Source organism: Aquincola sp. J276, from assembly GCF_024700035.1.
Classification (GTDB): domain Bacteria; phylum Pseudomonadota; class Gammaproteobacteria; order Burkholderiales; family Burkholderiaceae_C; genus Aquincola; species Aquincola tertiaricarbonis.
In genome coordinates this window covers 2413988-2439183 of the sequence record NZ_JAJONC010000001.1, presented here as the reverse complement: position 1 = coordinate 2439183, position 25196 = coordinate 2413988, and the positions used below count along the sequence as shown (strand labels likewise).

General features: G+C 69.6%; 27 protein-coding genes. 15 read left to right on the top strand and 12 right to left on the bottom strand.

Features of this window, described 5'->3' with window-relative positions:
* The first annotated feature begins 101 nt into the window (after nt 1–101).
* Nucleotides 102–1034, top strand: coding sequence for a triacylglycerol lipase (locus LRS14_RS11180; protein WP_257799574.1), 933 nt, complete (start codon nt 102–104; stop codon nt 1032–1034).
* On the opposite strand, the gene hppD is transcribed toward LRS14_RS11180, so the two are convergent.
* Nucleotides 1009–2115, bottom strand: a complete 1107-nt coding sequence (hppD, locus tag LRS14_RS11175) for a 4-hydroxyphenylpyruvate dioxygenase (RefSeq protein ID WP_046112770.1) — start codon at nt 2113–2115, stop codon at nt 1009–1011. The genes LRS14_RS11180 and hppD overlap by 26 nt on opposite strands.
* Before the next feature lie 116 nt (nt 2116–2231).
* Here hppD and LRS14_RS11170 point away from each other — a divergent pair, with 116 nt between their 5' ends.
* Nucleotides 2232–2714, top strand: a complete 483-nt coding sequence (locus LRS14_RS11170; protein ID WP_046112769.1) for an Lrp/AsnC family transcriptional regulator — start codon at nt 2232–2234, stop codon at nt 2712–2714.
* Between the two features lie 11 nt (nt 2715–2725).
* On the opposite strand, the gene LRS14_RS11165 is transcribed toward LRS14_RS11170, so the two are convergent.
* The 4 genes from LRS14_RS11165 to LRS14_RS11150 form a co-directional block, all read right to left on the bottom strand.
* Nucleotides 2726–3550 (bottom strand): HDOD domain-containing protein, encoded by an 825-nt coding sequence (locus tag LRS14_RS11165; RefSeq protein WP_257799573.1) that lies wholly within the window; start codon nt 3548–3550, stop codon nt 2726–2728.
* A 226-nt stretch (nt 3551–3776) separates the two neighbouring features.
* Nucleotides 3777–4049 carry a hypothetical protein gene (locus tag LRS14_RS11160; RefSeq protein ID WP_232315330.1) on the bottom strand — a complete coding sequence of 91 codons (273 nt, stop codon included), beginning with the start codon at nt 4047–4049 and terminating at the stop codon, nt 3777–3779.
* A gap of 63 nt (nt 4050–4112) precedes the next feature.
* A complete protein-coding gene (locus tag LRS14_RS11155) occupies nt 4113–4274 on the bottom strand; it encodes a hypothetical protein (RefSeq protein WP_198156911.1) in 162 nt (53 codons plus the stop codon).
* Between the two features lie 349 nt (nt 4275–4623).
* Nucleotides 4624–5196 (bottom strand): hypothetical protein, encoded by a 573-nt coding sequence (locus LRS14_RS11150; protein ID WP_257799572.1) that lies wholly within the window; start codon nt 5194–5196, stop codon nt 4624–4626.
* A gap of 77 nt (nt 5197–5273) precedes the next feature.
* Here LRS14_RS11150 and LRS14_RS11145 point away from each other — a divergent pair, with 77 nt between their 5' ends.
* The 3 genes from LRS14_RS11145 to LRS14_RS11135 are packed head-to-tail and all read left to right on the top strand — an operon-like array spanning nt 5274 to nt 8613.
* Nucleotides 5274–6128, top strand: coding sequence for an aldo/keto reductase (locus tag LRS14_RS11145; protein WP_257799571.1), 855 nt, complete (start codon nt 5274–5276; stop codon nt 6126–6128).
* Nucleotides 6129–6149: 21 nt separating this feature from the next.
* The gene (gene purT, locus LRS14_RS11140) at nt 6150–7355 is read left to right on the top strand and encodes a formate-dependent phosphoribosylglycinamide formyltransferase (RefSeq protein WP_257799570.1); all 1206 of its coding nucleotides are present in this window, start codon (nt 6150–6152) and stop codon (nt 7353–7355) included.
* A 10-nt stretch (nt 7356–7365) separates the two neighbouring features.
* Nucleotides 7366–8613 (top strand): MFS transporter, encoded by a 1248-nt coding sequence (locus LRS14_RS11135; protein WP_257799569.1) that lies wholly within the window; start codon nt 7366–7368, stop codon nt 8611–8613.
* Here LRS14_RS11135 and fusA read toward each other — a convergent pair.
* Nucleotides 8591–10669, bottom strand: coding sequence for an elongation factor G (gene fusA, locus LRS14_RS11130; protein WP_257799568.1), 2079 nt, complete (start codon nt 10667–10669; stop codon nt 8591–8593). The two genes, LRS14_RS11135 and fusA, sit on opposite strands and share 23 nt — an antisense overlap.
* 239 nt (nt 10670–10908) lie before the next feature.
* On the opposite strand from fusA, the gene LRS14_RS11125 reads away from it, so the two are divergent.
* A complete protein-coding gene (locus LRS14_RS11125) occupies nt 10909–11601 on the top strand; it encodes a hypothetical protein (RefSeq protein WP_257799567.1) in 693 nt (230 codons plus the stop codon).
* Nucleotides 11601–11846, top strand: a complete 246-nt coding sequence (locus LRS14_RS11120) for a hypothetical protein (protein WP_257799566.1) — start codon at nt 11601–11603, stop codon at nt 11844–11846. The genes LRS14_RS11125 and LRS14_RS11120 overlap by 1 nt, the downstream gene beginning before the upstream one ends.
* Nucleotides 11847–11860: 14 nt before the next feature.
* Here the strand turns inward: LRS14_RS11120 and LRS14_RS11115 are convergent, their stop codons facing one another.
* The 3 genes from LRS14_RS11115 to LRS14_RS11105 all read right to left on the bottom strand — a co-directional run bounded on the left by LRS14_RS11115 (nt 11861) and on the right by LRS14_RS11105 (nt 14524).
* Entirely contained in the window at nt 11861–13405 is a 1545-nt protein-coding gene (locus LRS14_RS11115; RefSeq protein ID WP_257799565.1) for an AMP nucleosidase, read from the bottom strand.
* Nucleotides 13406–13448: 43 nt separating this feature from the next.
* On the bottom strand, nt 13449–14234 hold the full coding sequence (locus LRS14_RS11110; protein WP_257799564.1) for a transporter substrate-binding domain-containing protein: 786 nt from the start codon (nt 14232–14234) through the stop codon (nt 13449–13451).
* Between the two features lie 101 nt (nt 14235–14335).
* Nucleotides 14336–14524 (bottom strand): hypothetical protein, encoded by a 189-nt coding sequence (locus LRS14_RS11105; protein WP_157039518.1) that lies wholly within the window; start codon nt 14522–14524, stop codon nt 14336–14338.
* 118 nt (nt 14525–14642) lie between these two features.
* On the opposite strand from LRS14_RS11105, the gene LRS14_RS11100 reads away from it, so the two are divergent.
* On the top strand, nt 14643–15455 hold the full coding sequence (locus LRS14_RS11100; RefSeq protein WP_257799563.1) for a DUF72 domain-containing protein: 813 nt from the start codon (nt 14643–14645) through the stop codon (nt 15453–15455).
* Between the two features lie 3 nt (nt 15456–15458).
* Here LRS14_RS11100 and LRS14_RS11095 read toward each other — a convergent pair whose 3' ends face one another.
* Complete coding sequence (locus LRS14_RS11095) at nt 15459–16073, bottom strand: histidine phosphatase family protein (RefSeq protein WP_257799562.1); 615 nt, start codon at nt 16071–16073, stop codon at nt 15459–15461.
* Nucleotides 16074–16134: 61 nt separating this feature from the next.
* On the opposite strand from LRS14_RS11095, the gene LRS14_RS11090 reads away from it, so the two are divergent.
* A complete protein-coding gene (locus tag LRS14_RS11090; protein ID WP_257799561.1) occupies nt 16135–17817 on the top strand; it encodes an MBL fold metallo-hydrolase in 1683 nt (560 codons plus the stop codon).
* Between the two features lie 25 nt (nt 17818–17842).
* Here the strand turns inward: LRS14_RS11090 and LRS14_RS11085 are convergent, their stop codons facing one another.
* Both LRS14_RS11085 and LRS14_RS11080 read right to left on the bottom strand, forming a co-directional pair.
* Nucleotides 17843–18790 (bottom strand): transglutaminase family protein, encoded by a 948-nt coding sequence (locus LRS14_RS11085; RefSeq protein ID WP_046112756.1) that lies wholly within the window; start codon nt 18788–18790, stop codon nt 17843–17845.
* 46 nt (nt 18791–18836) lie between these two features.
* Complete coding sequence (locus tag LRS14_RS11080) at nt 18837–19529, bottom strand: PEP-CTERM sorting domain-containing protein (protein ID WP_157039517.1); 693 nt, start codon at nt 19527–19529, stop codon at nt 18837–18839.
* A gap of 207 nt (nt 19530–19736) precedes the next feature.
* Here LRS14_RS11080 and LRS14_RS11075 point away from each other — a divergent pair, with 207 nt between their 5' ends.
* The 6 genes from LRS14_RS11075 to pyrC all read left to right on the top strand — a co-directional run bounded on the left by LRS14_RS11075 (nt 19737) and on the right by pyrC (nt 25171).
* Nucleotides 19737–20654 carry a LysR substrate-binding domain-containing protein gene (locus LRS14_RS11075; protein ID WP_046112754.1) on the top strand — a complete coding sequence of 306 codons (918 nt, stop codon included), beginning with the start codon at nt 19737–19739 and terminating at the stop codon, nt 20652–20654.
* A 282-nt stretch (nt 20655–20936) separates the two neighbouring features.
* Nucleotides 20937–21833, top strand: a complete 897-nt coding sequence (locus LRS14_RS11070) for an amino acid ABC transporter substrate-binding protein (RefSeq protein ID WP_046112753.1) — start codon at nt 20937–20939, stop codon at nt 21831–21833.
* A 105-nt stretch (nt 21834–21938) separates the two neighbouring features.
* Complete coding sequence (locus LRS14_RS11065) at nt 21939–22646, top strand: amino acid ABC transporter permease (RefSeq protein WP_046112752.1); 708 nt, start codon at nt 21939–21941, stop codon at nt 22644–22646.
* Complete coding sequence (locus LRS14_RS11060) at nt 22646–23314, top strand: amino acid ABC transporter permease (RefSeq protein ID WP_046112751.1); 669 nt, start codon at nt 22646–22648, stop codon at nt 23312–23314. The genes LRS14_RS11065 and LRS14_RS11060 overlap by 1 nt, the downstream gene beginning before the upstream one ends.
* A 15-nt stretch (nt 23315–23329) precedes the next feature.
* Complete coding sequence (locus LRS14_RS11055; protein ID WP_046112750.1) at nt 23330–24064, top strand: amino acid ABC transporter ATP-binding protein; 735 nt, start codon at nt 23330–23332, stop codon at nt 24062–24064.
* A gap of 45 nt (nt 24065–24109) precedes the next feature.
* Entirely contained in the window at nt 24110–25171 is a 1062-nt protein-coding gene (gene pyrC, locus LRS14_RS11050; protein WP_046112749.1) for a dihydroorotase, read from the top strand.
* The last annotated feature ends 25 nt before the right edge of the window (nt 25172–25196 follow it).

Sequence of the window (25196 nt, the reverse complement as noted above, 5' to 3'; positions counted from 1 at the left end):
CAGTCACGCGTGAACGTCCTTGAGGTGCAGTTGAACCATTGCAGACGATCTTCGGCCTTGCGCGCCAGGCCTGCCACGGTAGTTATCCGCTGTCGAACCCCATGACAGTCGCCCGGCTGCAGCAGGCGCTGGTGCTGGCCATCCTGGCCGCGCTGGCGCTGTGGAATGCCTGGTGGTGGCCGCGCGGCCAGCCGGTGGTGGCGCTGCTGGGCAGCCTGCTGCTGGCGCTGCCGCATGCGCCGGTGCTGGCGCTGGAGTTCTGGCTGATGCGCCGCCTGCACCGCGACCAAGCGGTGCCGCGCGCGCGACCAGGCGCGCTGTTACGCGCCTGGTGGCACGAGGTGGCCTGCGGCGTGGCGGTGTTCGGCTGGCGCCAGCCTTTCCGCAGCCGGGCCGAGCCCGACCACCTGGAGGCCGGGGCACAGGGCCGCACGGCGGTGGTGCTGGTGCACGGCTTCATGTGCAACCGCGCGATGTGGAACCCGTGGATGCGCCGCCTGCGTGCCGCCGGCCATCCATTTGTGGCGGTGACGCTGGGCCCGCCGTGGGCGCCCATCGAGCACCATGCGCCGGCGCTGCAGCAGGCGGTGCAGCGGGCCCGGCAGGCCACCGGCCGGCCGCCGCTGGTGGTGGCGCACAGCATGGGGGGGCTGGTCGTGCGGGCCTGGCTGCGCTCGATCGCCGCGCTGCATGCCGACCCGGTGGCCGAGTGCACGGCCGGCATCGTCACCATCGCGACGCCGCACGGTGGCACCTGGCTGGCGCGCTTCGGCCGGGCGGCCAATGCGCGGCAGATGCGGCTGGGCAGCGCCTGGCTGGCTGAGCTGCAGGCCGCCGAACGACCGGCCTGGGCAGCCGGCTTCACCTGCTTCCACAGCAACTGCGACAACGTGGTGTTCCCCGTCAGCGCGGCCGTGCTGCCGGGTGCGGACAACCGGCTGGTGCCGGGCATGGCGCATGTGCAGCTGCTGGGCCACCCCGCCGTGTTGGGCGAGGTGCTGCGCCGGCTTACACCGCCGCCTTGTCGGTCTTGAGCACGCCGCGGCGCATCTGGTCGAGCTCGATGCTCTCGAACAGCGCCTTGAAGTTGCCTTCGCCGAAGCCCTGGTCGCCCTTGCGCTGGATGAACTCGAAGAAGATGGGCCCGAGCTGGTTCTCACTGAAGATCTGCAGCAGCAGCTCGCCTGGCTTGCCGTCCACCAGGATCTTGCGCTTCTTCAGCTCGGCCACGTCCTCGCCGTGGCCCGGGATGCGCTTGTCGATCAGCTCGTAGTAGGTGTCGATCGTGTCCAGCAGCTTCACGCCGCTGGCGCGCAGGGCATCCACCGTCTGGTACAGGTCGCGCGCGCCCATGGCGATGTGCTGGATGCCCTCGCCGTGGTAGTGGTCCAGGTACTCCTGGATCTGGCCCGGGGTGTCGTTGCCTTCCTCGTTGATGGGGATGCGGATCTTTCCGCAGGGGCTGGTCAGCGCCTTGCTCTTGACGCCCGTCACCTGGCCTTCGATGTCGAAGTAGCGGATCTCGCGGAAGTTGAACAGCCGCTCGTAGAACTCGGCCCATTCGTTCATGCGGCCGCGGTGCACGTTGTGCGTGAGGTGGTCGATGTACTGCAGGCCGTGGCCCGCCGGGTTCAACTCGGCGCCGGGCAGCGGCTCGAAGTCGACGTCGAAGAAGCCGATGTTGCCGATGTCGCCCTCCTTCGCACCGTTCTTGCCGCGCCAGCGGTCCACCAGGTAGATCAGCGAATCGCCGATGCCCTTGATGGCCGGGATGTTGAGCTGGCCCGGGCCAGCCTGGTCGGCAAAGCCCCAGGCGCCCAGCGAGGTGGCGCGCTCGTAGGCGGCCTTGGCGTCCTGCACGCGGAAGGCGATGGCGCACACGCTGGGGCCGTGCAGGCGCGCGAAGCGCTGGGCGAAGGAATCGGGCTCCGCGTTCAGGATGAAGTTGATCTCGCCCTGGCGGTACAGCGTCACCTTCTTGTAGCGGTGCTTGGCGATCGGCTTGAAGCCCATGCGCTCGAACACCTGGCCCATCGCGGCCGGGTCGGGCGCGGCGTATTCGATGAATTCGAAGCCGTCGGTGCCCATCGGGTTGTCCCAGGGAGTGAACTGCATGGCGTGTCTCCGTTGCGGTGTGGCTGCTTCCACTGTAGGAGGCGGTGCACGCAAGCTTCCTGCAAAGTAGCGGAGGGCGGCTTATGCTGTTGCAGGAAACCTGCGTGGAGAGGACCATGAAGACCGAAGACGCGCTCGACAGCCTGGATCGGCGCATTCTTCGCGCGCTGCAAGCCCAGGGCCGCATGACCTATGACGAACTCGCGGCCGAGGTGGGGCTGTCGGCCTCGGCGGCGCTGCGGCGGGTCAAGCGGCTGGAGGAAGCGGGCGTGATCGCCGGCTACGTGGCGCTGGTGCGCGCCGAAGCGGTGGGCCTGGGCCTGACGGCCTACGTGAACGTGCGGCTGGAGAAGCAGTCCGAGAGCTCCAAGCGCAACCCGATGGACCTGTTCCGCGCCGCGGTGCAGGCCTGGCCCGAGGTGGTGGAGTGCGTGTCGCTCACCGGCGAGATGGACTACCTGCTGCGCGTGCTGGTGGCCGACATGGCGCACTACGCCCGCTTCATCGCCGACACGCTGCTCAAGCACCCGAGCGTGCAGGACTGCAAGACCAGCTTCGTGCTCGACCGGGTGAAGGCCACGACCGCCGTGCCGCTCTAGCGCCCGGGCGGTCAGTCGTCGATCTCGTGCAGCAGGGCCAGGGTCGATTCGTTGTTCAGCCGCAGCAGCTGCGCGATGTCGCTCAGGTCGTCGGGCAGCGCGGCATTCGCCCAGCCCTGCGCCGAGTGACGCGCCACCCGCACCGCCAGCCGCACGTTGCGCACGGAAGGCGTGTCGGCGCCGTGCTCCGCATCGAGCTGCAGCAGCAGGTCGGGCAGGCTCCAGGCCTTCATCAGCGCCTGCTGCACCTCGCACAGCGCCACGCCCAGCACCTGCTGCTGCGCCGTGGCCGAACGCAGCGTGCCGTCGGCCTGCTGGCGGCGAGCGATCTCCAGTGCCAGGCGCGGCGCATGGCACCAAAGCAGCATCTCGGCCAGGTCGTGCAGCAGAGCGGCCTCGCGGATGACCATGGCGTCGTGGTCCAGGCGCTGCACCGCGAAGCCGAGCGCGAAGCGCGCGGCGCGGTGGGCGCGCGAGAGCACCCGGCGCAGGCCTTCCAGCGCGCCGGGCACGGCCTGCAGCCGGTCTTCCACCGTCGGCAGCTGGCCGAAGGTGCGGAAGAACGGCGGCACGCCCATCAGCACCAGGGCGGCGGTCAGCGTCTCGATGCCGGTGTCGCGCCGGTGGTGGCGGCCCACGTGGGCCAGCACCCGCACGGTGAGAAAGGGGTCGTCGCCGAGTGCTTCGGCCAGGGTGTGGGCATCCACCGCGTCTTCATTGGCGGCAAAGGCCTCGATCTGGTCGGCGCTGTCGGCCAGCACCGGCACCGGGGCATCGCGGAAATGCGCCACCCAGGCTTCCAGGGTGGGCAGGGGGTTGTCCAGCAGGGGCGGCATGGGCGACGAGGCTACGGCAAACGCCCCCCGGGCGATCAAGGGAGCTGACCGGGGAATCGGCATTTGCCGTCGGCATCACACCCGGGCTTACCCGCTGCGGCGGACACCGCCGGACAGGCCGCGGACGGCCCGCCGGCGTCCGCCGCCATCACGGTGGCGGCCAGCAGCGATGCGGCCATCACCGCGGCCGTGACCCACACGGCGCGTTGGTTGGAGCTGCCGCACATCACAGCCTCGTCACGCCGGGCAGGTGCCCGACCAGGTGGCCGTCGAGGTACAGCGCGCCTTCCGGCGCCCCGGCTTCGGCGTAGAACTCCAGGCGGGCATCCGCCATCGGTCGCGGGCGCTGCGGCCGCGGCAGGGTCAGGGCGCGTGCGGCGCGGGCCAGCTGGCGGCTGGCCTGCAGCATCGCGGCCGCCAGCAGGCGGCAGGGCAGGCTGGGTCGGTACAGGGATGGGCTGGCCTCCAGGGCCGGCCAGTGCAGGCTGGGCTGCGACATGGTGAATCTCCTTGGCGGCGCCGGCCTGCCGCAGCCTGCGGCGGTGCCGGTCGCCCTGTCAGTTCATGGGCTGGGCGGTTTCATGCGGTCGAGGTCGCGGCGCAGGTCGCGGCGGCCTTGCTGGCGCATCGCCCCGGCGCCGGGGCGGTGGGCGCCGGCCCGACGGGCGCGGGCGGCCAGGGCCAGCGGATTGCGGGGGCGTGGGACATGGAGGGTGATCTTCATGGGGTGGCTCCTGAAGTGGCCGGACGGACAAGTGCCGGACTGGAAAGGCAAACGGCCCGGATGCGGGATGCAGCCGGGCCGTGGCAGGTGAGGAACGCCGACGTTTCAGCGTCGGCGGCACACCAGCCGCGCCCGGGCAGGGCGGCGAGGGAACGCAGGGGCGGACTGCTCGGGCAGCAAGGCGCTGGACATGTCGCTCCTGTCGTTCAAGGTGGGGAATGGGGTGTCGCCGGCTGCGCAATGCGCTGCAGCCGGCTTGCTGCGCATGATAAACAAACGATTATCTTGCGCAAGAGTCTTCATCCCTAAGCTTAGGGGTGCGTTGCGCACCGGCATCGTCGGCCGCGGCTCAGCGCTTCTTCGGCTTGAGCGGCGCCACGCCGGTCTGGGTCTTCAGCCACAGCGCATGGGCATCGTCGGGCGCTGCGCGCTTCGCGGCGGGCGGCGGTGGGGCGGCCGGGGAAGGCACCAGCACTTCACCCAGGAGATCAAGCAATCTTGCCCTGGCGCGCTGCGGATGGCGCCGGTAATAGGTGAGCACCAGGCCGACGATGAAGCGTTCGTCGTCGTCGCGCGGCAGGCGGGTGTCGTCCGGCGCAGAGGCGGCCGGGGCGGCAGCATGGACTGCCAGGCTGCGTGCGGGCGCGTCGCTCGGCGCGTCGCGCGGCTGGTCCATCCACAGCGGCGGCTTGTGGCAGAGCTGCTCGAACTGCCGCGCCAGGCGGTCGCCGATCTGGCGTGAACGGCTCTTGATCTGGCTCCAGTAGCTGGGCTGGATCTGCAGGCGCTCGGCGAAACGGCGCTCCAGACCGCGCAGGGTGGCGGCATCGGCGTGCTTGACGGTGGCTCGCACGAACTCATCGAACAGCACCAGGGCGTTGTCGAGCCGGATCTGCGCGACATCGCGGGGACGGTTGGACATGCAGGGATGATAAAGGCGGCTTCACCTGCACCTGCGGCCTACACTGGCCTGCTTCAACCCCGTACGGATGGATCGCGATGCGTGAAGTGACGCTGCCGGCCGGCGACAAGCTGCCCGCCCTCGGGCTGGGCACCTGGAAGATGGGCGAACAGGCGCACCAGCAGCCGGCCGAGGTGGCCGCCGTGCGACGCGCCCTGGAGATCGGGTACCGCCTGATCGACACCGCCGAGATGTACGGCGAAGGCGGTGCCGAGACCGTGGTGGGCCAAGCGCTGGCCGAGGCGCTGCGCGCCGGCACCGTGACGCGGCAGGACATCTTCATCGTCAGCAAGGTGTACCCGCACAACGCCAGCCGCGCCGGGGTGCAGGCCGCCTGCGAGCGCAGCCTGAAGCGCATGGGCATCGACACCATCGACCTCTACCTGCTGCACTGGCGCGGCGGCGTGCCGCTGGCCGAGACGCTGGCCGGTTTCCAGGCGCTGCAGCAGCGCGGCTGGATCCGCCGCTGGGGCGTGAGCAATTTCGACCGTGACGACCTGCTGGAGCTGGCCGCGCTGCCGGGCGGCGACGAGTGCGCGGCCAACCAGGTGTATTACTCGCTCAGCCAGCGCGGCATCGAATTCGACGTGGCGCCCTGGCAGCGCCAGCGCGGCATGCCGGTGATGGCGTATTCGCCGATCGACCAGGGCGCGCTGGCCGAGCAGCCCGGGCTGGACGAGATCGCCGCCCGCCATGCCGCCACGCCGGCCCAGGTGGCGCTGGCCTGGCTGATGGCCCAGCCGGGCACCATCGCCATTCCGAAGGCGGTGCGTGAAGCGCACCTGCATGAGAACCTGGCGGCCGCCGGCATCACGCTCAGCGCCGACGACCTGGCCCAGCTCGACCTGCTGTTTCCCCCGCCGCGGCGCAAGCAGCCGCTGGCGATGCTGTAACCCAACCACGCTTTTCCCGACATGACCGTCACCCTCGGCACGCCGCTGTCTCCCCACGCCACCAAAGTGATGCTGCTCGGCTCCGGCGAGCTGGGCAAGGAGGTGCTCATCGCGCTGCAGCGCCTGGGCGTGGAGACCATCGCCGTCGACCGCTACGACAACGCGCCCGGCCAGCAGGTGGCCCACCATGCCCGCACGATCGCGATGAGCGACCCGGCGCAGCTGCGTGCGCTGATCGAGGCCGAGCAGCCGCAGCTGGTGGTGCCCGAGATCGAGGCCATCGCCACCCCGGTGCTGGAAGCGCTGGAGGCCGAAGGCCGCGTGCGTGTGATTCCCACCGCCCGCGCCGCCCGCCTGACGATGGACCGCGAAGGCATCCGCCGCCTGGCCGCCGAGACGCTGGGCTTGCCCACCAGCGCGTACAAGTTCTGTGATTCGCAGGAGGAACTGCAGGCCGCCATCGACGGGGGGATCGGCTATCCCTGCGTCGTCAAGCCGGTGATGAGCAGCTCGGGCAAGGGCCAGAGCAAGCTCGACGGCCCGGCCGACGTCGCCGCCGCCTGGCAGGTGGCGATGGCCGGCGGCCGCGTGAGCCATGGGCGGGTGATCGTCGAAGGCTTCATCCGCTTCGACTACGAGATCACGCTGCTGACGGTGCGTGCGCTGGGCGCCGACGGCCAGGTACACACGCATTTCTGCGACCCCATCGGCCACATCCAGGTCAGCGGCGACTACGTGGAAAGCTGGCAGCCGCACCCGATGAGCTCCGCCGCGCTGGCTGAAGCACGCCGCATCGCCGAGGCGGTGACGGCCAACCTGGGCGGCCAGGGGTTGTTCGGCGTGGAGCTGTTCGTGCAGGGCGACCAGGTGTGGTTCAGCGAGGTGAGCCCGCGCCCGCACGACACGGGCATGGTGACCATGATCACGCAGCAGCAGAACGAATTCGAGCTGCATGCCCGCGCCATCCTCGGCCTGCCGGTGGACACCACGCTGCGCACGCCGGGCGCCAGTGCGGTGATCTACGGCGGCGTGGAAGCCGCCGGCATCGTGTTCGACGGCGTGGACGAGGCGCTTCGCGTGCCGCAGACCGAGCTGCGCCTGTTCGGCAAGCCCGAGAGCTTCGCCAAGCGCCGCATGGGCGTGGCGCTGGCCTACGACGCCGACGTGGAGCAGGCGCGCCAGCGCGCCAAGCAGGCCGCCGCGCTCGTCAAGCCGCGCACCCCCTGACCGCGCCGCGATGAACGTGCTGGCCTTCCTGCGCGAGAACGCGCGCTGGTTGGCCCTCGGCTTCCTGCTGCTGTTCTTCGGCGCCGTCGGCCAGACCTACTTCCTCGCCATGTCGGTGGGCGACTTGCGGCGCGAGCTCGGCCTGTCGCACAGCGCCTTCTCGGGCCTGTACATGGCGGCCACGCTGATCAGCGCCTTCACCCTGCCGCACCTGGGCGGCCTGCTGGACCGCCATGCGCCGCACCGGGTGGTGGCCTGCGTGGTGCCGATGCTGGCGCTGGCCGCAGCGGCGCTGGCGCTGTCCACCCACTGGGCCGCGGTGTTCCTGGCGCTGATCGGCCTGCGGCTGTTTGGCCAGGGCCTCATGCCGCAGACCGCCTTCAACGTGCTGGGCCGCTGGTTCGCCGCCGAGCGCGGGCGGGCGGTGTCGATCGCCACGCTGGGCTTCAACGGCGGGCAGGCGCTGCTGCCGGCGGCCTTCGTCGCGCTGGCGGCGGTGGTGGGCTGGCGCAGCGCCTGGGCCGCCGTGGTGGCGCTGCTGCTGCTGGCGGTGTGGCCGCTGGCCATCGCGCTGGCCCGGCGCGAGCGCCAGCCCCGCGCGGCCGACGTGGCCGCCGCCCGCCGCGCCGCGCCCGACCGCACGCGGGCCGAGGCGCTGCGCACGCCGCTGTTCTGGTTGGCGCTGCTGGGCGTGATGCCGCCGGCCTTCATCGCCGGGCTGGTGTTCTTCCACCAGACGCACCTGGCCGAGGTGCGCGGCTGGTCGCTGCAGGCGATGGCGGCTTCGCTGTCGCTGCTGGCGGTGGTGACGGTGACGTCGTCGCTGATCACCGGCCCGCGCATTGACCGCGGCACCGCGGCGCAGTGGCTGCCGCTCTACCTGCTGCCGCTGGGCGCGGGCTGCCTGGTGCTGGGCCTGGTGCCGGCGGCCTGGGCGGTGCCGGTGTTCATGGTGCTGTTCGGCATCACGGACGGCATCTCGCTGACGCTGATGGGCGCGCTGTGGCCGGAGCTGTTCGGCGTGCGCCACGTGGGCGCCATCCGGGCGGTGGTGGTGTCGGTGCTGGTCACCGCATCGGCCGCGGGGCCGGGGCTGGGCGGCGTGCTGATCGACGCGGGCGTGCCGTTTCCGGCGGTGGTGGCCTCGCTCAGCGGGCTGTGCTTCGGCATCTCCGCGCTGATGCCGCTGGCGGTGCGCCATGCGCGCGCGCAAAGGGCGCGGGCGGTGCCGGCGGTCAGTCCTCTTCCTTCGCCTTGAACTGGCCGGTGAGCTGCGCCTGCGCGTTGGGCGGCACGGCCTCGTAGTGGCTCAGCGCCAGGGTGTAGCGGCCCTGGCCGCTGGTCATGGCGTTCAGGCGTGACTGGTAGGCGCTCAGCTCCGACAGCGGCGCCTGGCCGGTGACCACCGACTGCCCGGCCGCGCCCGGGTGGGTGCCGCTGATCAGCCCGCGGCGGGCCGACAGGTCGCCGGTGATGTCGCCCAGCGCCGCCTCGGGCGCGGTGATCTCCAGGTCGACGATGGGCTCGAGCACGATGGGCCGGGCCTCGCGCACCGCGGCCATGAAGGCCTTGCGGCCGGCGGTGGCGAAGGCGATTTCCTTGCTGTCCACGCTGTGGGCCTTGCCGTCGAACACCGTCACCTTCACGTCCACCACCGGGTAGCCGGCGATCACGCCCTGGGCCAGCACCTCGCGGATGCCCTTTTCCACCGCCGGTATGAACTGCCCGGGAATGGCGCCGCCCTTGACCTCGTCCGCGAATTCGAAGCCCGCGCCGCGCGGCAGCGGCTCCACCCGCAGGAACACCTCGCCGAACTGGCCCGCGCCGCCGCTCTGCTTCTTGTGGCGGTGGTGGCCTTCGGCCGCGGCGGTGACGGTCTCGCGGTAGGCGATGCGCGGCGGGCGCGTCACGGCCTCGAACTTGTAGACCTCGCGCAGCCGGTCCAGCAGCACCCGCAGGTGCAGCTCGCCCAGGCCGTACACCACCGTCTCGTTGGTGTGGGCCACGTGCTCCACCTTCAGGCACGGGTCCTCGTCCACCAGCTTGGCGAGGATCTCCCACATGCGCTGCTCGTCGCCCGGGCGCCTGGGCTCGATGGCCAGGCCGTGCACCGGCACCGGGAAGGGCAGCGGCTTGAGGTGGATGTGGTCGTCTTCCGCGGCGTCGTGCAGCACGGCGTCGAAGTGGATCTCGTCCACCTTGGCCACCGCCACGATGTCGCCGGGCACCGCCTGCGGCACCTCCACGTGTTCCTTGCCCTGCAGCATGAACAGGTGGTTCACCCGGAAAGGCTTGCGGCCGTCGCCCACGTACAGCAGGCTGTCCTTGGTGATGGTGCCCTGGTGCACGCGCAGCACGCCCAGCTTGCCGACGAAGGGGTCCACCGCCACCTTGAACACATGGGCCAGCACGTGCAGCGCCGGGTCCGGCCGGGCCTGCAGCGGCTGCGCCGCCTCGCCCTCGCCGCGCAGGAAGGCAGGCGGGTTGCCCTCAGTGGGGTTGGGCAGCAGCTTGACGATCACGTCCAGCAGCTCGGCCACGCCCGCGCCGCTGCGGGCCGAGACGAAGCACACCGGCACCAGGTGGCCCTCGCGCAGCGCCTGTTCCAGCGGGGCGTGCAGCTCCGCGGGATCGACGTCGCCGTCGTTCAGGTAGCGCTCGACGAAGTCGCCGTCCACCTCCACCACCTGCTCCACCAGCGCGCGGTGGGCGGCTTCCACGCTGGAGAAGTCGCAGCCGCCTTCCTCGCGGTTGTAGAAGCAGTCGACCACACGGCTGCCGCCGTCGGCGGGCAGGTTCAGCGGCAGGCATTCGGTGCCGAAGGCCTCGCGGATCTGCGCCAGCAGCGCCTGCAGGTCAGTGCCGGCGTCGATGCGGTTGACGATCACCAGCCGGTCGAGCTGCCGCTCGGCGGCGTAGGCCATCATGCGCACCGCCATCGGCTCGATGCCGACGGCGGCATTGATCACCACCGCCGCGGTTTCCACCGCCTCCAGCGCGGGCAGCGCCTGGCCGATCAGGTCGGGCGAGCCGGGCGTGTCCAGCAGGTGGATGCGCACGCCGGCATGGTCCAGGTGCAGCGCCGACGAGTTCAGCGAATGCTGCATCCGCCGCTCCAGCGGATCGTGGTCGCTGACGGTGCTGCCACGCTCCAGCGAGCCCGGCGTGGTGAGCATGCCGGCGCGGTGCAGCAGGGCCTCGGCCAGGCTGGTCTTGCCGCAGGCCTGCGGGCCGACGAAGGCGATGGTGCGCAAGGCGGCAGGATCGACGGTCGCGGAGGGCAGGCCGGGGGTGCCGTTGGATGGGCGTGGCATGGGCAGTCTCCTTGCGGTCGGGCCGCGATGCCAGCCTACGGGAAGGCCGTGCACCGCACAAGCAGGGCAAATGGCAGGCGCCGGACAGCCGCTGCCTGTCGCGGTGACCGGGTCCACGGTGCTTGTCCTACAAGATTTGCCCCGTGGCGCCGACATCCGTCGGAAGTGGGATGTCAGACGATCTGCACAGGGCGTCCGAGGGTGGACGCAGGTCTAGAGTCAAGGGCGTCGAGGTGCACATGCCGACCCGCATTGCCAACCGGAGGGAAGCTGTCCGTTCGCCGTGGGGCCGCCCGCTGGCGTCGCCAGCTGCGTGGTTCACCCTGGCCGCGCTGACGGCATTGCCGGCCGCCAGCCGGGCAGCGGACGACGTGGGCGCCAGCGGCGCCTCGTCGGTGGCCATGGCTTCGCTGCTGGGCCGGGTGACCGCGGCCACGCCGGCGCTGCGCGAAGGCGGGCCGCCGGCCCTCGACGCTGCGCTGGGCACCGTGTCGCCCGCCGATCCGGTGGCCGATGCCCAGGGCCATGTGATGGACGCGCTGTCCCGCGTCACCGTCAGCCGCTGGATGGGCCGCGGCCAGGCCCGCCTGGGGCTCGGCGTGGGCGCGGTGGGACAGCGCGTCGCCGACGGCGTGGTGCTGGCCAATCCGTCGCCGGCCGTCACCGTGGGCGTGCAGCTTGACCTGGCGCCACGCGCGACGATGTACGCGGATGCCTCCAGCGCGGCGGTGTGGCGCACGGCGGGCAGCGAGGCGGGCGCGCCGGCGGCGTTCTACAACACCCGCGTGGGCATGGAATTCAAGAGTGCGAGCAATGCACGGGGGCTGGGTTTCGATCGCGGAGCGATCGGCATGCAGCTCGATTCAGGCTATCGCCTGCAAATGAAGCCACGCCGCGGCGGGTTGGCGGTCTACCTTCGAGGACAGTTCTGATGGACAGCAGCACGCACCCGCGCGACCAACCCAAGGCCGAGCGCGACGACAACGACCAGACCCGCCGCACGCTGGAGCGCTCCGGCGGCCCCGACCCGAAGCAACCCAACGAGCGGGACGAATCGGCCGACACCGCCGCCGAGCCGCAACCGCGCATCGAGCAGGCGCACAAGGACCTGGAGCGCGGCCTGCAGGACACCGACCGCGGCAAGCCGATGGACGACACCTACCGCAAGCAGAAGTAGGCCAGCGGGCAGCCTTACTGGAACGCCACTTCGGCAAAGCTGCGCAGCTTGCGGCTGTGCAGCTCGTCCAGCCGCAGCTGGCGCAGCAGCTCGATGGCGCGCATGCCGATGCGCAGGTGCTGGTCCACCCGCTCCCGGTAGAAGTGGTTGGCCATGCCGGGCAGCTTGATCTCGCCGTGCAGCGGCTTGTCGCTCACGCACAGCAGCGTGCCGTAGGGCACCCGGAAGCGGAAGCCGTTGGCCGCGATGGTGGCCGACTCCATGTCCAGCGCGATGGCGCGGCTCTGGCTGAAGCGCCGCTCCGGCGTGGTGAGCTGGTGGTGGAAGGGCAGCAGCTCCCAGTTGCGGTTGTCGGTGGTGGCCACCGTGCCAGTGCGCATCACGCCCTTCAACTCGTAGCCCGAGAGCTGCGTGATGTCGGCCACCGCGGCCTCCAGCGCCACCTGCACCTCCGCCAGCGGCGGGATGGGCACCCACAGCGGCAGTTCCTCGTCCAGCACGTGGTCTTCGCGCACGTAGCCGTGGGCCAGCACGTAGTCGCCCAGCTGCTGCGTGGTGCGCAGGCCGGCGCAGTGGCCGAGCATCACCCAGGCATGCGGGCGCAGCACCGCGATGTGGTCGGTGATGGTCTTGGCGTTGGAGGGACCCACGCCGATGTTCACCATCGTGATGCCGCTGCGGTCCGGCCGCACCAGGTGGTAGGCCGGCATCTGCGGCAGCCGCGGCGGCACGGCGCCCAGCTCGTCGCCGGGCTGGTGGGCGGTGCCGCTGCGGCGGGTGATGACGTTGCCCGGCTCGACGAACATCATGTAGCCGTCGCCGGCGGCCGGGTCGGCATGACCCGCCTGGCCGTCCAGCAGGTCGCCCTGGCCCATCTCGCTGGCCATCACCTCGTGGCCCAGCCGCACGAACTCGTCGATGTAGAACTGGTAGTTGGTGAAGAGCACGAAGTTCTGGAAGTGCTCGGGCGCCGTACCGGTGTAGTGGCGCAGCCGGTGCAGCGAATAGTCCACCCGCGGCGCGGTGAAGAGGGCCAGCGGCTGCGCCTCGCCGAAGGCCGCCTCGTAGGTGCCGTTGGCGATGCCGTCGTCCATCGAGGTGAGGTTCGGCAGGTCGAACAGGTCGCGCATCAGCAGCCGGCGTGCGGGCGACAACGTGCCTTCCACATGGTCGTGCTCGGCGAACGAGAAGTGCACCGGGATTGGCTGCGTGCTGACGCCCACCTCCAGCGGCACGCCGTGGTTGCGGACCAGCAGGTGGAACTGCTCGCGGTAGTACTCGGCAAACAGCTCAGGCCGGGTGAGCGTGGTCTCGAACACGCCGGGCCCCGAGACGAAGCCGTAGGACAGCCGCGAATCCGCCCGGCGCACCGTGTCCACCTGCACCCGCACGAAGGGATAACACGCGCGGATGCGGGAGGCCGGCACCTCGCCGGCCAGGAACGCGTTCAGGTGCTGCCGCAGGTGCGCGATGGCGGCGTCGTACAACGCCTTCGCATGCTGGAAGGCGGCTTCTGCATCGGTGAACTGCGCGGGAGACGGGAGGGCGGGCTCGATCATCGGGCCATTGTGGCGCGTGTGGATGACGCTTCCGCCGCCGCGCTCAGAGCGGCAGGTCGCCCGCGGGGCGGCCGAGCCAGCGCTTGGCCATGGCGTCCAGGTCACCGGCGGCCTTGGCCCCGGCGATGATCTCGTTGACCTTGGCGCGCAGCTTGTCCTCGCCCTTGGCAATGCCGATGAAGTTGGGCGAGTCCTTCAGCACGAACTTGTATTCGGCGCCCAGGTTGGGGTTGCGCGCCATCATGTTGCCGGCCACCGAGGCGCCGGTGGCAATGGCCTGCACCTGGCCCGAGACGAAGGCCGCCACGGTGGCGTTGTTGTCCTCGAAGCGCTTGATGTCGGCCGAGGCGGGGGCGATCTTGCTCAGCTCCATGTCTTCCATCGCGCCGCGGGTCACGCCCACGCTCTTGCCGGCCAGGTCGCCGGCGGCCTTGATCACGCTGGCCTTGGGCGCGAACACCGCCTGGAAGAAGGGCGAGTAGGCGGCGCTGAAGTCGATCACCTTCTCGCGCTCCGGGTTCTTGCCCAGCGTGGAGATGACGAGGTCGGCCTTGCGCGTCTGCAGGTACGGAATGCGGTTGGCGCTGGTCACCGGCACCAGCTCCAGCTTCACGCCCAGCTTGTTGGCGATGTAGCCGGCCATCTCCACGTCCAGGCCCTGCGGCTTCAGGTCGTTGCCCACGAAGCCGTAGGGCGGAAAGTCGGTGGGAATCGCGATCGTGATGAGCTTCTTGGCCATCACGTCGTCGAGCGCGCTCTGCGCGGCAGCAGGCAGGGCGGCGGCCAGCAGCAGCGTGCCGGCGGCGGTGATGAGTGAGCGGCGGTCCATCGTCAGGGTCTCCAGGTTTGGTGACCCTGCCATCGCAAGCGCCGTGCCTTGCGCATCGCGCACCGCCTTGGCGCGTGCCAGGCACGCGCCGGTTCAGATGCTCAGCGGTCGAGCAGTTGTATGCGTTCGCGGGCCTCGGCCGCGTCGGCGTACAAGGCCTGCAGTCCGGGCAGCGCAGCTTCGTAGCCCACGTCCAGGTCGGACACCGGCACGTCGTCTGCCACGACGGGGGCGGGAGAAAAATCCCAACGCCGCCCGCTTGCTTCGATCCAATCCTGTTCGCTTGACATGGCCTACTCCTGGCAACCGGTGTGATAGTGCTTGCTGACGGCATGGCTTGCCATCCGTCGAATGGGGGAACTGATGTAGTCGGTTTCCTACAAGCCCCACTTGAAGGGAAAACCTGAAATGACCCCTCGCATACGGGTAGGAATCGGCGGCTGGAACTTCGCGCCCTGGCGCGACAACTTCTACCCCGCCGGCTGGCCGCAGGCACGCGAGCTGGAATACGCCGCCCAGCACGTCACCGCCATCGAGGTGAACAGCACCTACTACAGCGCACAGAAGCCGGCCACCTATGCCAAGTGGCGTGACAGCGCGCCCGAAGGCTTCGTGTTCTCGCTCAAGGCGTCGCGCTATGCCACGCAGAAGCGGGTGCTGGCCGAGGCGGGCGAATCGGTGCAGCGCTTCCTGGGCAGCGGCATCGCCGAGCTCGGCGACAAGCTCGGGCCCATCGTCTGGCAGCTGGCACCCACCAAGGTGTTCGACGCGCAGGACCTGGAAGCCTTCCTGGCGCTGCTGCCTTCGCAGGTAGCGGGGCTGCCGCTGCGCCATGTGCTGGAGGTTCGCAACCCGAGCTTCGCGGTGCCGGAATACGTGGCCCTGGCCCGCCGCTTCAAGGTGGCCACGGTGTTCACCGATGCCATCGACCGCTTTCCGGTGATCGCCGATCCGACCGGCGACTTCGTCTATGCGCGGCTGCTGAGCGCGGATGCGGAGATCGACACCGGCTACAGCCCCGCGGTGCTGGACCGCTGGGCCGACTGTGCAAGGCACTGGTCGGAAGGCCGCATCGATGCCGACCTGCCGCGGGTGGAGCCCACTTTGCAGCCCGCCGGCACGCCGCAGGACGTGTTCATCTTCTTCATCAATGGCGCGAAGGAGCGTGCGCCGGCGGCGGCCATGGCGCTGCTGTCCCGCCTGCAGGCCGGCGGCGGCTGAGCCTCAGCCGCCCACCAGGCTGCTGCCCTGGTGGGCGCTGCGTTCGTCGAGGTGGGCGGTGCAGTTCACCAGCTCCACCTTGTGCGGCGGCAACGCGGTGCATACGGTCAGCGCGGTGTTGCCCAGCGGGCCGCTGAATGCCAGCGCCTCGGGCAGCTGCAGCACGCCGTCCAGCCACACGCGCAGCACCAGCCCATGGGTGACCACGACCAGCGGCCCGTCCAGGCGGGCCTGCTGCGCTGCCAGCTCGGCCAGCGCCGACGTCACGCGGGCGCGGAACTCGGCGGCCGATTCACCGCCGGGCGGGGCCTCGTCCATGCGCAGCGCGTCGAAGCCCAGGCCGTCGTAGCTGCGGCCGCGCAGGTCGCCGAAATTGCGCTCCTGCAGCGCGTCCATCCGTGCAATGGGCAGGCCGGTGGCCGCGGCGATGGCCTCGGCCGTCTGCAGCGCACGCGGCAGCGGGCTGCTGACGATGCCCGCCGGCCGCAGCGCGGCAACGCGGGCGGCCAGCAGCGCAGCCTGGCGCCGGCCGGTTTCGCTCAGCGGGGTGTCGGCGGGCTGCAGCACGCGCGCCACGTTCAGCGCGGTCTCGCCATGGCGCACCATCAACAGGCTCATCGACGCTCCTTTCGCGGGGGTCGGGCATTATTGGTGCCCGCTCCTGCTGTCCGAAGAAACCATGTTCGATGCGCTGAACCGCCTGGCCGCCGATCCCGAGGGCCGGCCGCCCCGCCCCTCCGCCACGCTGGTGGTGCTGCGCGAATCCCCGGCCGGGCCGGAGGTGCTGCTGCTGCGCCGGGCCGAGCGCGGCGACCTGAACAGCGGCGCCTGGGTCTTTCCCGGCGGCCTGGTGGACGAGGCCGACCATGCGAGTGCAGGCTGCTGCACCGGCGTGGACGAGGCCGCCGCCAATGCCGCGCTGGGCCTGGCGTCCGGTGGCCTGGCCTTCTACGTGGCCGCGGTCCGCGAGTGCTTCGAGGAGTGCGGCCTGCTGTTTGCGCGCGAGGCCGGCGGGCAGCCCGTGGCGCCGCAGCGCCTGTCGCAGCTGGACGCCTGGCGCGGCCCGCTGCACCGCGGCGAGGCCGGCCTGCCGGCGCTGTGTGCGGAGCACGGCCTGTCGCTGGCGCTGGACGAGCTGGTGTATTGCGCGCACTGGCTCACGCCGGTGGGCATCCCCAAGCGCTACGACACCCGGTTCTTCGTCGCGGCCGCGCCGGCGCTGCAGACCGCGGTGCCGGACGCGGCCGAGACGGTGGAGCACCGCTGGCTGCGGCCGGCCGACGTGCTGGCCGACCGCGCGGCCTACAAGATGCTCACGCCCACGTTGAAGACGCTGGAGATGATCGCCCCGCATGCCAGCGCCGCCGCCTTCCTGGCCTGGGCGCGGCAGCCGCGCCAGGTGCCGATGATCCAGCCACGCCTGGGCAGCGGCCGCCAGGGCAAGCGGCCGGTGACGCCAGACGAACCCGCCTGGGCGGAGCTCGGCCGGCTGGACCCGCAGGGTACCGGCCAGGCCTGCTACGAGATCCAGGTGGACGTGCCGGTGCGGCTGTCGCCGCGGGTGATCCGCGTCACCGCCGACAACGGCAGCGTGATGACCGGCCCCGGTACCAACACCTACCTGGTGGGCGGCGGCCCGCGCAACGAATGGGCGGTGATCGATCCCGGCCCGCTGTCGCCCGCCCATGTGCAGGCGGTGCTGGCCGCCGCGCCGGGCCCCATCCGGCACATCCTGGTGACCCACACCCACACCGACCATTCACCCGCCTGCGTGGCGCTCCAGCAGGCCACCCAGGCGCCGGTGTCAGGCCGGGTGGCCAGCCATCCGATGTGGCAGGACACCACCTTCGCGCCCGACCGCCTGCTGCAGGGCGGCGAGCGCCTGCAGATCGACGACGGCGTCACGCTGCAGGTGGTGCACACGCCCGGCCATGCCAGCAATCACCTGTGCTACCTGCTGGAGGAAGAGAAGACGCTCTTCACCGGCGACCATGTGATGCAGCTGTCCACCGTGGTGATCAACCCGCCCGATGGCGACATGCGGGCCTACATCGCCTCCCTGCGCGAACTGGCCGCCGGGCTGGAGCTGGACTGGCTGGCACCGGGCCACGGCTTCCTGATGGCGCAGCCGCGGCAGGCGATGGAGGCCATCGTCGCCCACCGGCTCAAGCGCGAGGCCAAGGTGGTGGAAGCGCTGCGCCGCCTGGGCCCGGCCAGTGCCGATGAACTGCTCCAGGCGGTGTACGACGACGTGCCGCCCCGGTTGCATCCGGTGGCCATGCGCTCGCTCAACGCGCACCTGCTGAAGCTGCGAGACGACGCGGCCGCGGTGGAGCGGGATGCGCTGTGGGCGCTGGCCTGAAGGTCGCGCCCGGCGCCGCGGGTGCTCAGCGCCGCGGCAGCACCCGGCGCACGTCCACCACCACGTCCATGCCCAGGTAGGCCTCCGGGTCGCCGTACCAGCTGCCGGTGACCGGCGCGGCCTGTCCCGGGTCGCGCGCCACGCCCACACGGATGAGCTGGTTGCCGCCCAGCAGGTTGTTGGTGGGGTCGAAGGGCAGCCAGCCGGCGCCGGGCAGGTAGGCCTGCAGCCAGGCATGCGTGCTGCCGGCGCCCACGGTCGGCTGCGCCTCGGCGGCGGTGGCCGGGCTCCCTTCCGCGGCCAGGGCGGGCGCCTCCGCCGCGGCGGCCGTGTCGAGCGCGGGGTCGTAGAGGTAGCCCGAGACGAATCGCGTGGCAATGCCCAGCCGGCGGGCGGCTTCCATCATCAGCAGCGCGAAATCGCGGCAGGTGCCGCCGCCCAGCGCCAGCGTCTGCAGCGGGGTCTGCGTGCCTTCCTCGTCGCGCGTGCTGTAGTCGAAGTTGTCGCGGATGTGCTGGTTCATGTGCACCAGCAGCTCCCGGGTGTGCGTCGGCCCGTCGGTGCGCAGGAACTGGCGCGCCCAGCGCGTCAGCTCGCCCTGCGGGTCGTCGTAGTGGGGGCGCAGGTAGTGCTCCAGGTCGAAGCGCTCCTCCACGCCATAGGCGAAGGGAAAGATTTCCGCGCTGGGCGACAGCGGCAGCTCCAGGTTGTGGCTCTGCGCATGCTCGATGCGGAACTTGCAGACGATCTTCAGCTCGGTGGCCGGCTCCAGCGGCTGCACCAGCGCCACCGAGTTGGAGTGCGGGTCCTGGATCAGGCGCACCGCGGCCTCGGGGCTCACTTCCAGGTCGGTGGCGAGCACCCGCAGGTCGTGACTGTCACGCGGGCGGAACATCACCCGGTGCTCGCCGAAGGTCACGGGCGCGCTGTAGCGGTAGCGCGTGGTGTGGGTGATGTCGTAGCGGGTGAACATCGATCGGGCGGCACCGGGAAGGGGAACGCCACGATCATGCCGCGATTCAGCCGCGGCGGCGCCGCGTGGCCACGCCCACCCCGGCCAGCCCGGCCAGCAGCATGGCCACGGTGGAGGCCTCGGGCACCGGCGACAGCACCACGTCGTCGATGAAGAACCGGCCCACCACCTTGCCACCGGCCGGGTTGCCCACGTCGCCGTCGAACACCAGGCTCTGCGCCACGCCCTGGAAGCTCAGCGTGTAGGTTTCCCACTTGTTGTAGCTGCCGCTTTCCTCGTCCTTGAACTTGCCCTTGAACGGGGCGGGATCGGAGTCGAGCGACAGCAGCGGGTCGGCGTTGCTGCCCGATTGCGCCAGCACCTGGTTGTTGGCGTCCAGCACCGTGACGCGGGCGGTGCTCTCGAAGGTGGAGTAGGAGAAGGTGACGCTGCCCTGGAAGCCCTTCGCCACTTCGATGCGCACGCCGTCGGTGGCGCTGGCGTCACGGTAGAGCGTGAGCGCGCCGAAGCGGCTGGGGGCGCGGCCGAAGTTGCCCGTGCCCGAGCGGCCCGGGGCGGTGCTGTCGGCATCGATGAAGATGAAGCCGTTGGAGATGCTGAAGCCGGGTGGCTGGTAGATGTCGGAGTCGGCGGGGCCTTCCTGCTGCACCTCGAAATCGAGCGTGACGGCGGAAGCCAGCAACGGTGCGCACGCCAACAAGGCGGCGGCCGTCCATCGGTTCATCGACAAAGGCAGCATGCGGCTCTCCTGATCCTAAGGTTTGTGTTTTTTCGTGAGGAACGCAAGCACGAACCTTGCCGTTCATCGACCCCAGCAATGTACTCAACGATGTGCCGCGGTACTTTGACACGGCCCCCCCTCCGTTCAAGGGATCAGCAGCCGGGCCGGACTGTGAGTGGGGTTTGCGAGCACGGCGCCATTTTTCCCAGACCTACACTCCCAGCCGTGGAAACAAAGTGGCTGGAAGACTTCATCACGCTCGCGGAAACGCGCAGCTTTTCCCGTTCCGCGCAATTGCGGCATGTCACCCAGCCGGCCTTCTCGCGGCGCATCCAGGCGCTGGAGGCCTGGGCCGGCATCGACCTGGTGGACCGCTCGTCCTACCCCACGCGGTTGACGCCGGCCGGCGAGACCTTCCATGCCCAGTCGCTGGAGATCATGGGTGCGCTGCAGGCTACGCGCAACATGATGCGCAGCCATCACGTCAGCGGGCAGGACATGATCGAGTTCGCGGTGCCGCACACGCTGGCCTTCAATTTCTTCCCGCACTGGCTGATGGACCTGCGCCGGCGCTTCGGCGCGCTGAAGAGCCGGCTCATCGCCCTGAACGTGCATGACGCGGTGCTGCGCCTGACCGAAGGCACCTGCGACCTGCTCATCGCCTACCACCATGCCTCGCAGCCGCTGCAGCTGCCGCCCGAGCGCTACGAGATGCTGAGCCTGGGCCAGGAGACGCTGGCGCCCTATGCCAAGGCCGATGCGGACGGATTTCCGATGTTCCGGCTGCCGCCGCTGTCGGCCGACCGTGTGCCGTTCCTCAGCTATGCCTCCGGTGCGTACATGGCGCGCATGGTCGAGCAGATCGTCAAGCACGCGCCCGAGCCGCCGCCGCTGGAGCCCATCTACGAGACGGACATGGCCGAGGGCCTCAAGGCGATGGCGCTGGAGGGGCACGGCCTGGCCTTCCTGCCCGCCAGCTCGGTGCGCAAGGAACTCAAGTCGCGAAGGCTGGTCAGTGCGGCGGGTGGGCCCGGCTACGAGCTGACGATGGAAGTGCGCATCTATCGCGAGCGGCCGGAGAGCGCGCGGCATGTCAAGCCGGTGGCCCGTGCAGTCTGGGACTTCCTCAGCCGGCCCGCCTAGCCGCAAACCCGCCGCAGCGGTATGCGGCTGGTGCATGGAAGTTCACCGAATCGGAATTAGCGCGGGCAGGTGTTGCGAACGTACATTCGCGCCCGGCCCGGCAACGGGATTGGCCCGAAAGCTGCATCAAGCCAGCGCTTCGGGTTGGCGCGGGACCCTGCTGTACGGGTCCTCGCCAAGGGTGGAGCCTACGGGCTTTTACTTAGATGGTGCCTTCCTAGAATGGCGCCGCGCTTGAAACGTGCGTTGTTTTTACTTTCCATTTCCCAAGGAGCCTGTGGCATGAAGAAATCGATGATCGCTGTGGCCATTGCAGTCGCGGCGAGTGCTGCCACCGCACAAACCACCGATACGCTGAAGAAGATCAAGGACAGCGGCACCATCACCCTGGGCACGCGTGAGTCGTCGGGCGCACTGGCATACACCTTGGGCGACGGCAAGTACGTCGGCTTCCATACCGAGATGGCCGAGCGCATCGTGGCCGACCTGTCCAAGCAGCTGGGCACCAAGCTGGCCATCAAGTACCAGCCGGTCACCTCGCAGAACCGTCTGCCGCTGGTGCAGAACGGCACCGTGGACCTGGAGTGCGGCTCCACCACCAACAACGCCGCTCGCCAGAAGGACGTGGCCTTTGCCGTGACCACCTACGTGGAAGAAGTGCGCATCGCGGTCAAGGCCGCCTCGGGCATCAACTCCATCGAGCAGCTGGCGGGCAAGAAGGTGGCCACCACCACCGGCACCACTTCGGTGCAGACGCTGCGCAAGCATGAGCGTGCCGCCAACGTGAACTTCGAGGAAGTGTTCGGCAAGGACCACGCCGACGCCTTCCTGCTGCTCGACTCGGGCCGTGCCGACGCCTTCGTGATGGACGGCCAGATCCTGGCCGGCAACATCAGCAAGGCCAAGAGCCCGGCCGACTTCAAGATCGTGGGTGAAGTGCTGTCGGTCGAGCCGATCGCCTGCATGCTGCGCAAGGGTGACACCGCCTTCCAGACGGCCGTCAACGACAGCATCAAGGGCATGATCAAGAGCGGCGACCTGGCCAAGCTGTACGACAAGTGGTTCATGCAGCCGATCCCGCCGAGCAACACGCGCGTGGGCCTGCCGCTGTCGGAAGCCACCAAGGCCGCCTGGGCCAATCCGAACGACAAGCCGATGGAAGAGTACGCCAAGAAGTAAGGCGCTGCCGGCACGGTCCCGGGCCCGACGAAGGCCCGGGCCTTGCAACAAGCCGGCTGCCTGCATGCGTGCAGGCACAGACGACACACCTTGAGGAGGCGGCCTTTGAGCGGCACGTGGGATTGGCAGTTGTTTCTGCAGGACACCGGCGGTGGGGAAACCTATCTCGACTGGATGCTGTCCGCATGGGGGTGGACGCTGAGCGTCGCGGTACTGGCCTTGGTGCTGGCGCTGGGCATCGGTTCACTGATGGGCATTTTCCGCACGACGCCGAGCAAGCTGCTCGTGGCGATCGGCAACAGCTGGACGGAGCTGTTTCGCAATATTCCGCTGCTGGTCCAGATCTTCCTCTGGTACCACGTGCTGCCTTCCATCTTCCTGGTGCTGCGCGAGGTGCCCAGCTTCATGCTGGTGGTGTTCGCGCTCGGTTGCTTCACCTCGGCGCGTATTTCCGAGCAGGTGAAGGCCGGCATCCAGAGCCTGCCGCGCGGCCAGCGTTATGCCGGCCTGGCCGTGGGCCTGACGCTGCCGCAGACCTACCGCTACGTGTTGCTGCCGATGGCCTTCCGCATCGTCATCCCGCCGCTCACGTCGGAATCGATGAACATCGTCAAGAACTCGTCGGTCGCGTTCGCGGTCTCGATCGCCGAGCTGACCATGTTCGCGATGCAGGCGTCGGAGGAAACCTCGCGCTTTGAAGAGATCTTCATTCCCGTGACCGCCCTGTACTTCATTTCCGCGTTTGCGATCAACCGCGTCGCACAGCAGATCGAGAAGCGCCTGCGCATTCCCGGCCAGATCGGGGGCAAGTGATGGGAGCGCTCGATTTCTCATTCCTCAGCTGGGGCGTGCTGTCGAGCTTCGTGCTCAAGGGCCTGCTGTTCTCGCTGCAGCTCACCATCATCGCCATGGTGGGCGGCATCGTGCTGGGCACGGTGCTGGCGCTGATGCGCCTGTCCGGCAAGCCCTGGCTCGAAATCCCGGCCGCCGCGTACGTCAACACCATGCGGTCGATTCCGCTGGTGATGGTGATCCTGTGGTTCTTCCTGCTGATCCCGAAGCTGCTCGGCCAGCCGCTGGGCGCCGAGGTGTCGGCGATGATCACCTTCACGCTGTTCGAGGCGGCGTATTACTCGGAGATCATGCGCGCGGGTATCCAGAGCGTGCCGAAGGGCCAGGTGTATGCCGGTTATGCGGTGGGCATGACCTACTCGCAGACCATGCAGCTCATCGTGCTGCCGCAGGCCTTCCGCAACATGCTGCCGGTGCTGCTCACGCAGACCATCATCCTGTTCCAGGACACGTCGCTGGTGTATGCCATCGGTGCCTACGACCTGCTCAAGGGTTTCGAGGTGGCGGGCAAGAACTTCAATCGCCCGGTGGAAACCTACCTGGTCGCCGCCGTCGTCTACTTCATCATTTGCTTCAGCTTGTCGATGCTCGTGCGCCGCCTGCAGAAGAAGATCGCCATCATTCGTTGAGACAGGAAGCTCCCCATGATCGATATCAAGAACGTCAGCAAGTGGTATGGCAGCTTCCAGGTGCTCACGGATTGCACGACCACCATCAAGAAGGGTGAAGTGGTGGTGGTCTGCGGCCCGTCGGGCTCCGGCAAGAGCACGCTGATCAAGACGGTGAATGCGCTGGAGCCGATCCAGAAGGGCGACATCGTGGTCGACGGCACCTCCATCAGCGACCCCAAGACCGACCTGCCCAAGCTGCGCAGCCGCGTGGGCATGGTGTTCCAGCACTTCGAGCTGTTCCCGCACCTGACGGTGACCGAGAACCTCACGCTGGCGCAGATCAAGGTGCTCGGCCGCAACAAGGACGAGAGCCTGAAGCGCGGCCTGAAGATGCTGGACCGCGTGGGCCTGTCGGCGCACAAGGACAAGTTCCCGGGCCAGCTGTCCGGCGGCCAGCAGCAGCGCGTGGCCATTGCCCGGGCGCTGTCGATGGACCCGATCGTGATGCTGTTCGACGAGCCCACCTCGGCGCTCGACCCCGAGATGGTGGGCGAGGTGCTGGACGTGATGGTGCAGCTGGCCCACGAAGGCATGACCATGATGTGCGTGACGCACGAGATGGGCTTCGCCAAGAAGGTGAGCCACCGCGTCATCTTCATGGATGCCGGCAAGATCATCGAGGACTGCCCGAGCAACGAGTTCTTCATCAACCCCGACGCACGCTCGCCGCGGGCGAAGGACTTCCTGTCGAAGATCCTGCAGCACTGACCTGCCGTTGACCGGCAGCCGGCAGCGGCCGGGCAGAATCGCCGCATGAGCTCTTCCGCCCCCGCTGCCTCCTCCGCCGACCACGTCACGCTGGTCCGGCCCGACGATTTCCACCTGCATGTGCGCGACGGCGCCGCCCTGGCGGCCGTGCTGCCGCACAGCGCGGCGCAGTTCCAGCGCGCGGTGATCATGCCCAACCTGCGGCCGCCGATCACCACCGCTGCACAGGCCGTGGCCTACCGCGAGCGCATCCTCGCGGCCCGGCCCGCCGGCTCCACCTTCGAGCCGTTGATGACGCTGTACCTCACCGACCTGCTGCCGCCCGACGAGATCCGTCGCGCGAAGGAGGCCGGCGTCGTGGCGGTCAAGCTCTACCCGGCCGGTGCCACCACCAACAGCGACGCCGGCGTGACCGACCTGCGCAAGACCTACAAGACGCTGGAGGCCCTTCAGCGCGAGGGCATGCCGCTGCTGATCCACGGCGAGGTGACCGATCCGGACATCGACCTGTTCGACCGCGAGGCCGTGTTCATCGACCGCGTGATGCGCCCGCTGCGTGCCGACCTGCCGGAGCTGAAGGTGGTGTTCGAGCACCTCACCACGCGCGAAGGCGCGCAGTACGTGGCCGCGGCCGACCGGTACACCGGCGCCACCATCACGCCGCAGCACCTGCTGTTCAACCGCAATGCCATCTTCATGGGCGGGCTGCGGCCGCACTACTACTGCCTGCCGGTGCTCAAGAGCGAGGAGCACCGCCAGGCCCTGGTGCAGGTGGCCACCTCCGGCAGCGACCGCTTCTTCCTGGGCACCGACAGCGCGCCGCATGCGGCCCACCTGAAGGAACACTCGGGCGGCCATGCGGGCTGCTACACCGCGCTGACTGCGCTGGAGCTGTATGCCGAGGTGTTCGAGGCCGCCGGTGCGCTGGACAAGCTGGAAGCCTTCACCAGCTTCAATGGCGCCGACTTCTACGGTCTGCCGCGCAACACCGGCACCGTCACGCTGCAGCGGCAGGCGTGGACCGTGCCCGAGTCGGTGCCGTTCGGTGATGCGGTGCTGAAGCCGCTGCGCGGCGGCGAGACGCTGCGCTGGCGGCTGGCCGACTGAGCCCCGGCGCAGTCAGCGGCTGAAG

What these genes read in the sequence shown, in the direction of transcription:
- LRS14_RS11180 (WP_257799574.1), top strand. Translation starts at nt 102, where the DNA reads ATGACAGTCGCCCGGCTGCAGCAGGCGCTGGTGCTGGCCATCCTGGCC.
- hppD (WP_046112770.1), bottom strand. Translation starts at nt 2,115, where the DNA reads ATGCAGTTCACTCCCTGGGACAACCCGATGGGCACCGACGGCTTCGAA.
- LRS14_RS11170 (WP_046112769.1), top strand. Translation starts at nt 2,232, where the DNA reads ATGAAGACCGAAGACGCGCTCGACAGCCTGGATCGGCGCATTCTTCGC.
- LRS14_RS11165 (WP_257799573.1), bottom strand. Translation starts at nt 3,550, where the DNA reads ATGCCGCCCCTGCTGGACAACCCCCTGCCCACCCTGGAAGCCTGGGTG.
- LRS14_RS11160 (WP_232315330.1), bottom strand. Translation starts at nt 4,049, where the DNA reads ATGTCGCAGCCCAGCCTGCACTGGCCGGCCCTGGAGGCCAGCCCATCC.
- LRS14_RS11155 (WP_198156911.1), bottom strand. Translation starts at nt 4,274, where the DNA reads ATGAAGATCACCCTCCATGTCCCACGCCCCCGCAATCCGCTGGCCCTG.
- LRS14_RS11150 (WP_257799572.1), bottom strand. Translation starts at nt 5,196, where the DNA reads ATGTCCAACCGTCCCCGCGATGTCGCGCAGATCCGGCTCGACAACGCC.
- LRS14_RS11145 (WP_257799571.1), top strand. Translation starts at nt 5,274, where the DNA reads ATGCGTGAAGTGACGCTGCCGGCCGGCGACAAGCTGCCCGCCCTCGGG.
- purT (WP_257799570.1), top strand. Translation starts at nt 6,150, where the DNA reads ATGACCGTCACCCTCGGCACGCCGCTGTCTCCCCACGCCACCAAAGTG.
- LRS14_RS11135 (WP_257799569.1), top strand. Translation starts at nt 7,366, where the DNA reads ATGAACGTGCTGGCCTTCCTGCGCGAGAACGCGCGCTGGTTGGCCCTC.
- fusA (WP_257799568.1), bottom strand. Translation starts at nt 10,669, where the DNA reads ATGCCACGCCCATCCAACGGCACCCCCGGCCTGCCCTCCGCGACCGTC.
- LRS14_RS11125 (WP_257799567.1), top strand. Translation starts at nt 10,909, where the DNA reads ATGCCGACCCGCATTGCCAACCGGAGGGAAGCTGTCCGTTCGCCGTGG.
- LRS14_RS11120 (WP_257799566.1), top strand. Translation starts at nt 11,601, where the DNA reads ATGGACAGCAGCACGCACCCGCGCGACCAACCCAAGGCCGAGCGCGAC.
- LRS14_RS11115 (WP_257799565.1), bottom strand. Translation starts at nt 13,405, where the DNA reads ATGATCGAGCCCGCCCTCCCGTCTCCCGCGCAGTTCACCGATGCAGAA.
- LRS14_RS11110 (WP_257799564.1), bottom strand. Translation starts at nt 14,234, where the DNA reads ATGGACCGCCGCTCACTCATCACCGCCGCCGGCACGCTGCTGCTGGCC.
- LRS14_RS11105 (WP_157039518.1), bottom strand. Translation starts at nt 14,524, where the DNA reads ATGTCAAGCGAACAGGATTGGATCGAAGCAAGCGGGCGGCGTTGGGAT.
- LRS14_RS11100 (WP_257799563.1), top strand. Translation starts at nt 14,643, where the DNA reads ATGACCCCTCGCATACGGGTAGGAATCGGCGGCTGGAACTTCGCGCCC.
- LRS14_RS11095 (WP_257799562.1), bottom strand. Translation starts at nt 16,073, where the DNA reads ATGAGCCTGTTGATGGTGCGCCATGGCGAGACCGCGCTGAACGTGGCG.
- LRS14_RS11090 (WP_257799561.1), top strand. Translation starts at nt 16,135, where the DNA reads ATGTTCGATGCGCTGAACCGCCTGGCCGCCGATCCCGAGGGCCGGCCG.
- LRS14_RS11085 (WP_046112756.1), bottom strand. Translation starts at nt 18,790, where the DNA reads ATGTTCACCCGCTACGACATCACCCACACCACGCGCTACCGCTACAGC.
- LRS14_RS11080 (WP_157039517.1), bottom strand. Translation starts at nt 19,529, where the DNA reads ATGCTGCCTTTGTCGATGAACCGATGGACGGCCGCCGCCTTGTTGGCG.
- LRS14_RS11070 (WP_046112753.1), top strand. Translation starts at nt 20,937, where the DNA reads ATGAAGAAATCGATGATCGCTGTGGCCATTGCAGTCGCGGCGAGTGCT.
- LRS14_RS11060 (WP_046112751.1), top strand. Translation starts at nt 22,646, where the DNA reads ATGGGAGCGCTCGATTTCTCATTCCTCAGCTGGGGCGTGCTGTCGAGC.
- LRS14_RS11055 (WP_046112750.1), top strand. Translation starts at nt 23,330, where the DNA reads ATGATCGATATCAAGAACGTCAGCAAGTGGTATGGCAGCTTCCAGGTG.
- pyrC (WP_046112749.1), top strand. Translation starts at nt 24,110, where the DNA reads ATGAGCTCTTCCGCCCCCGCTGCCTCCTCCGCCGACCACGTCACGCTG.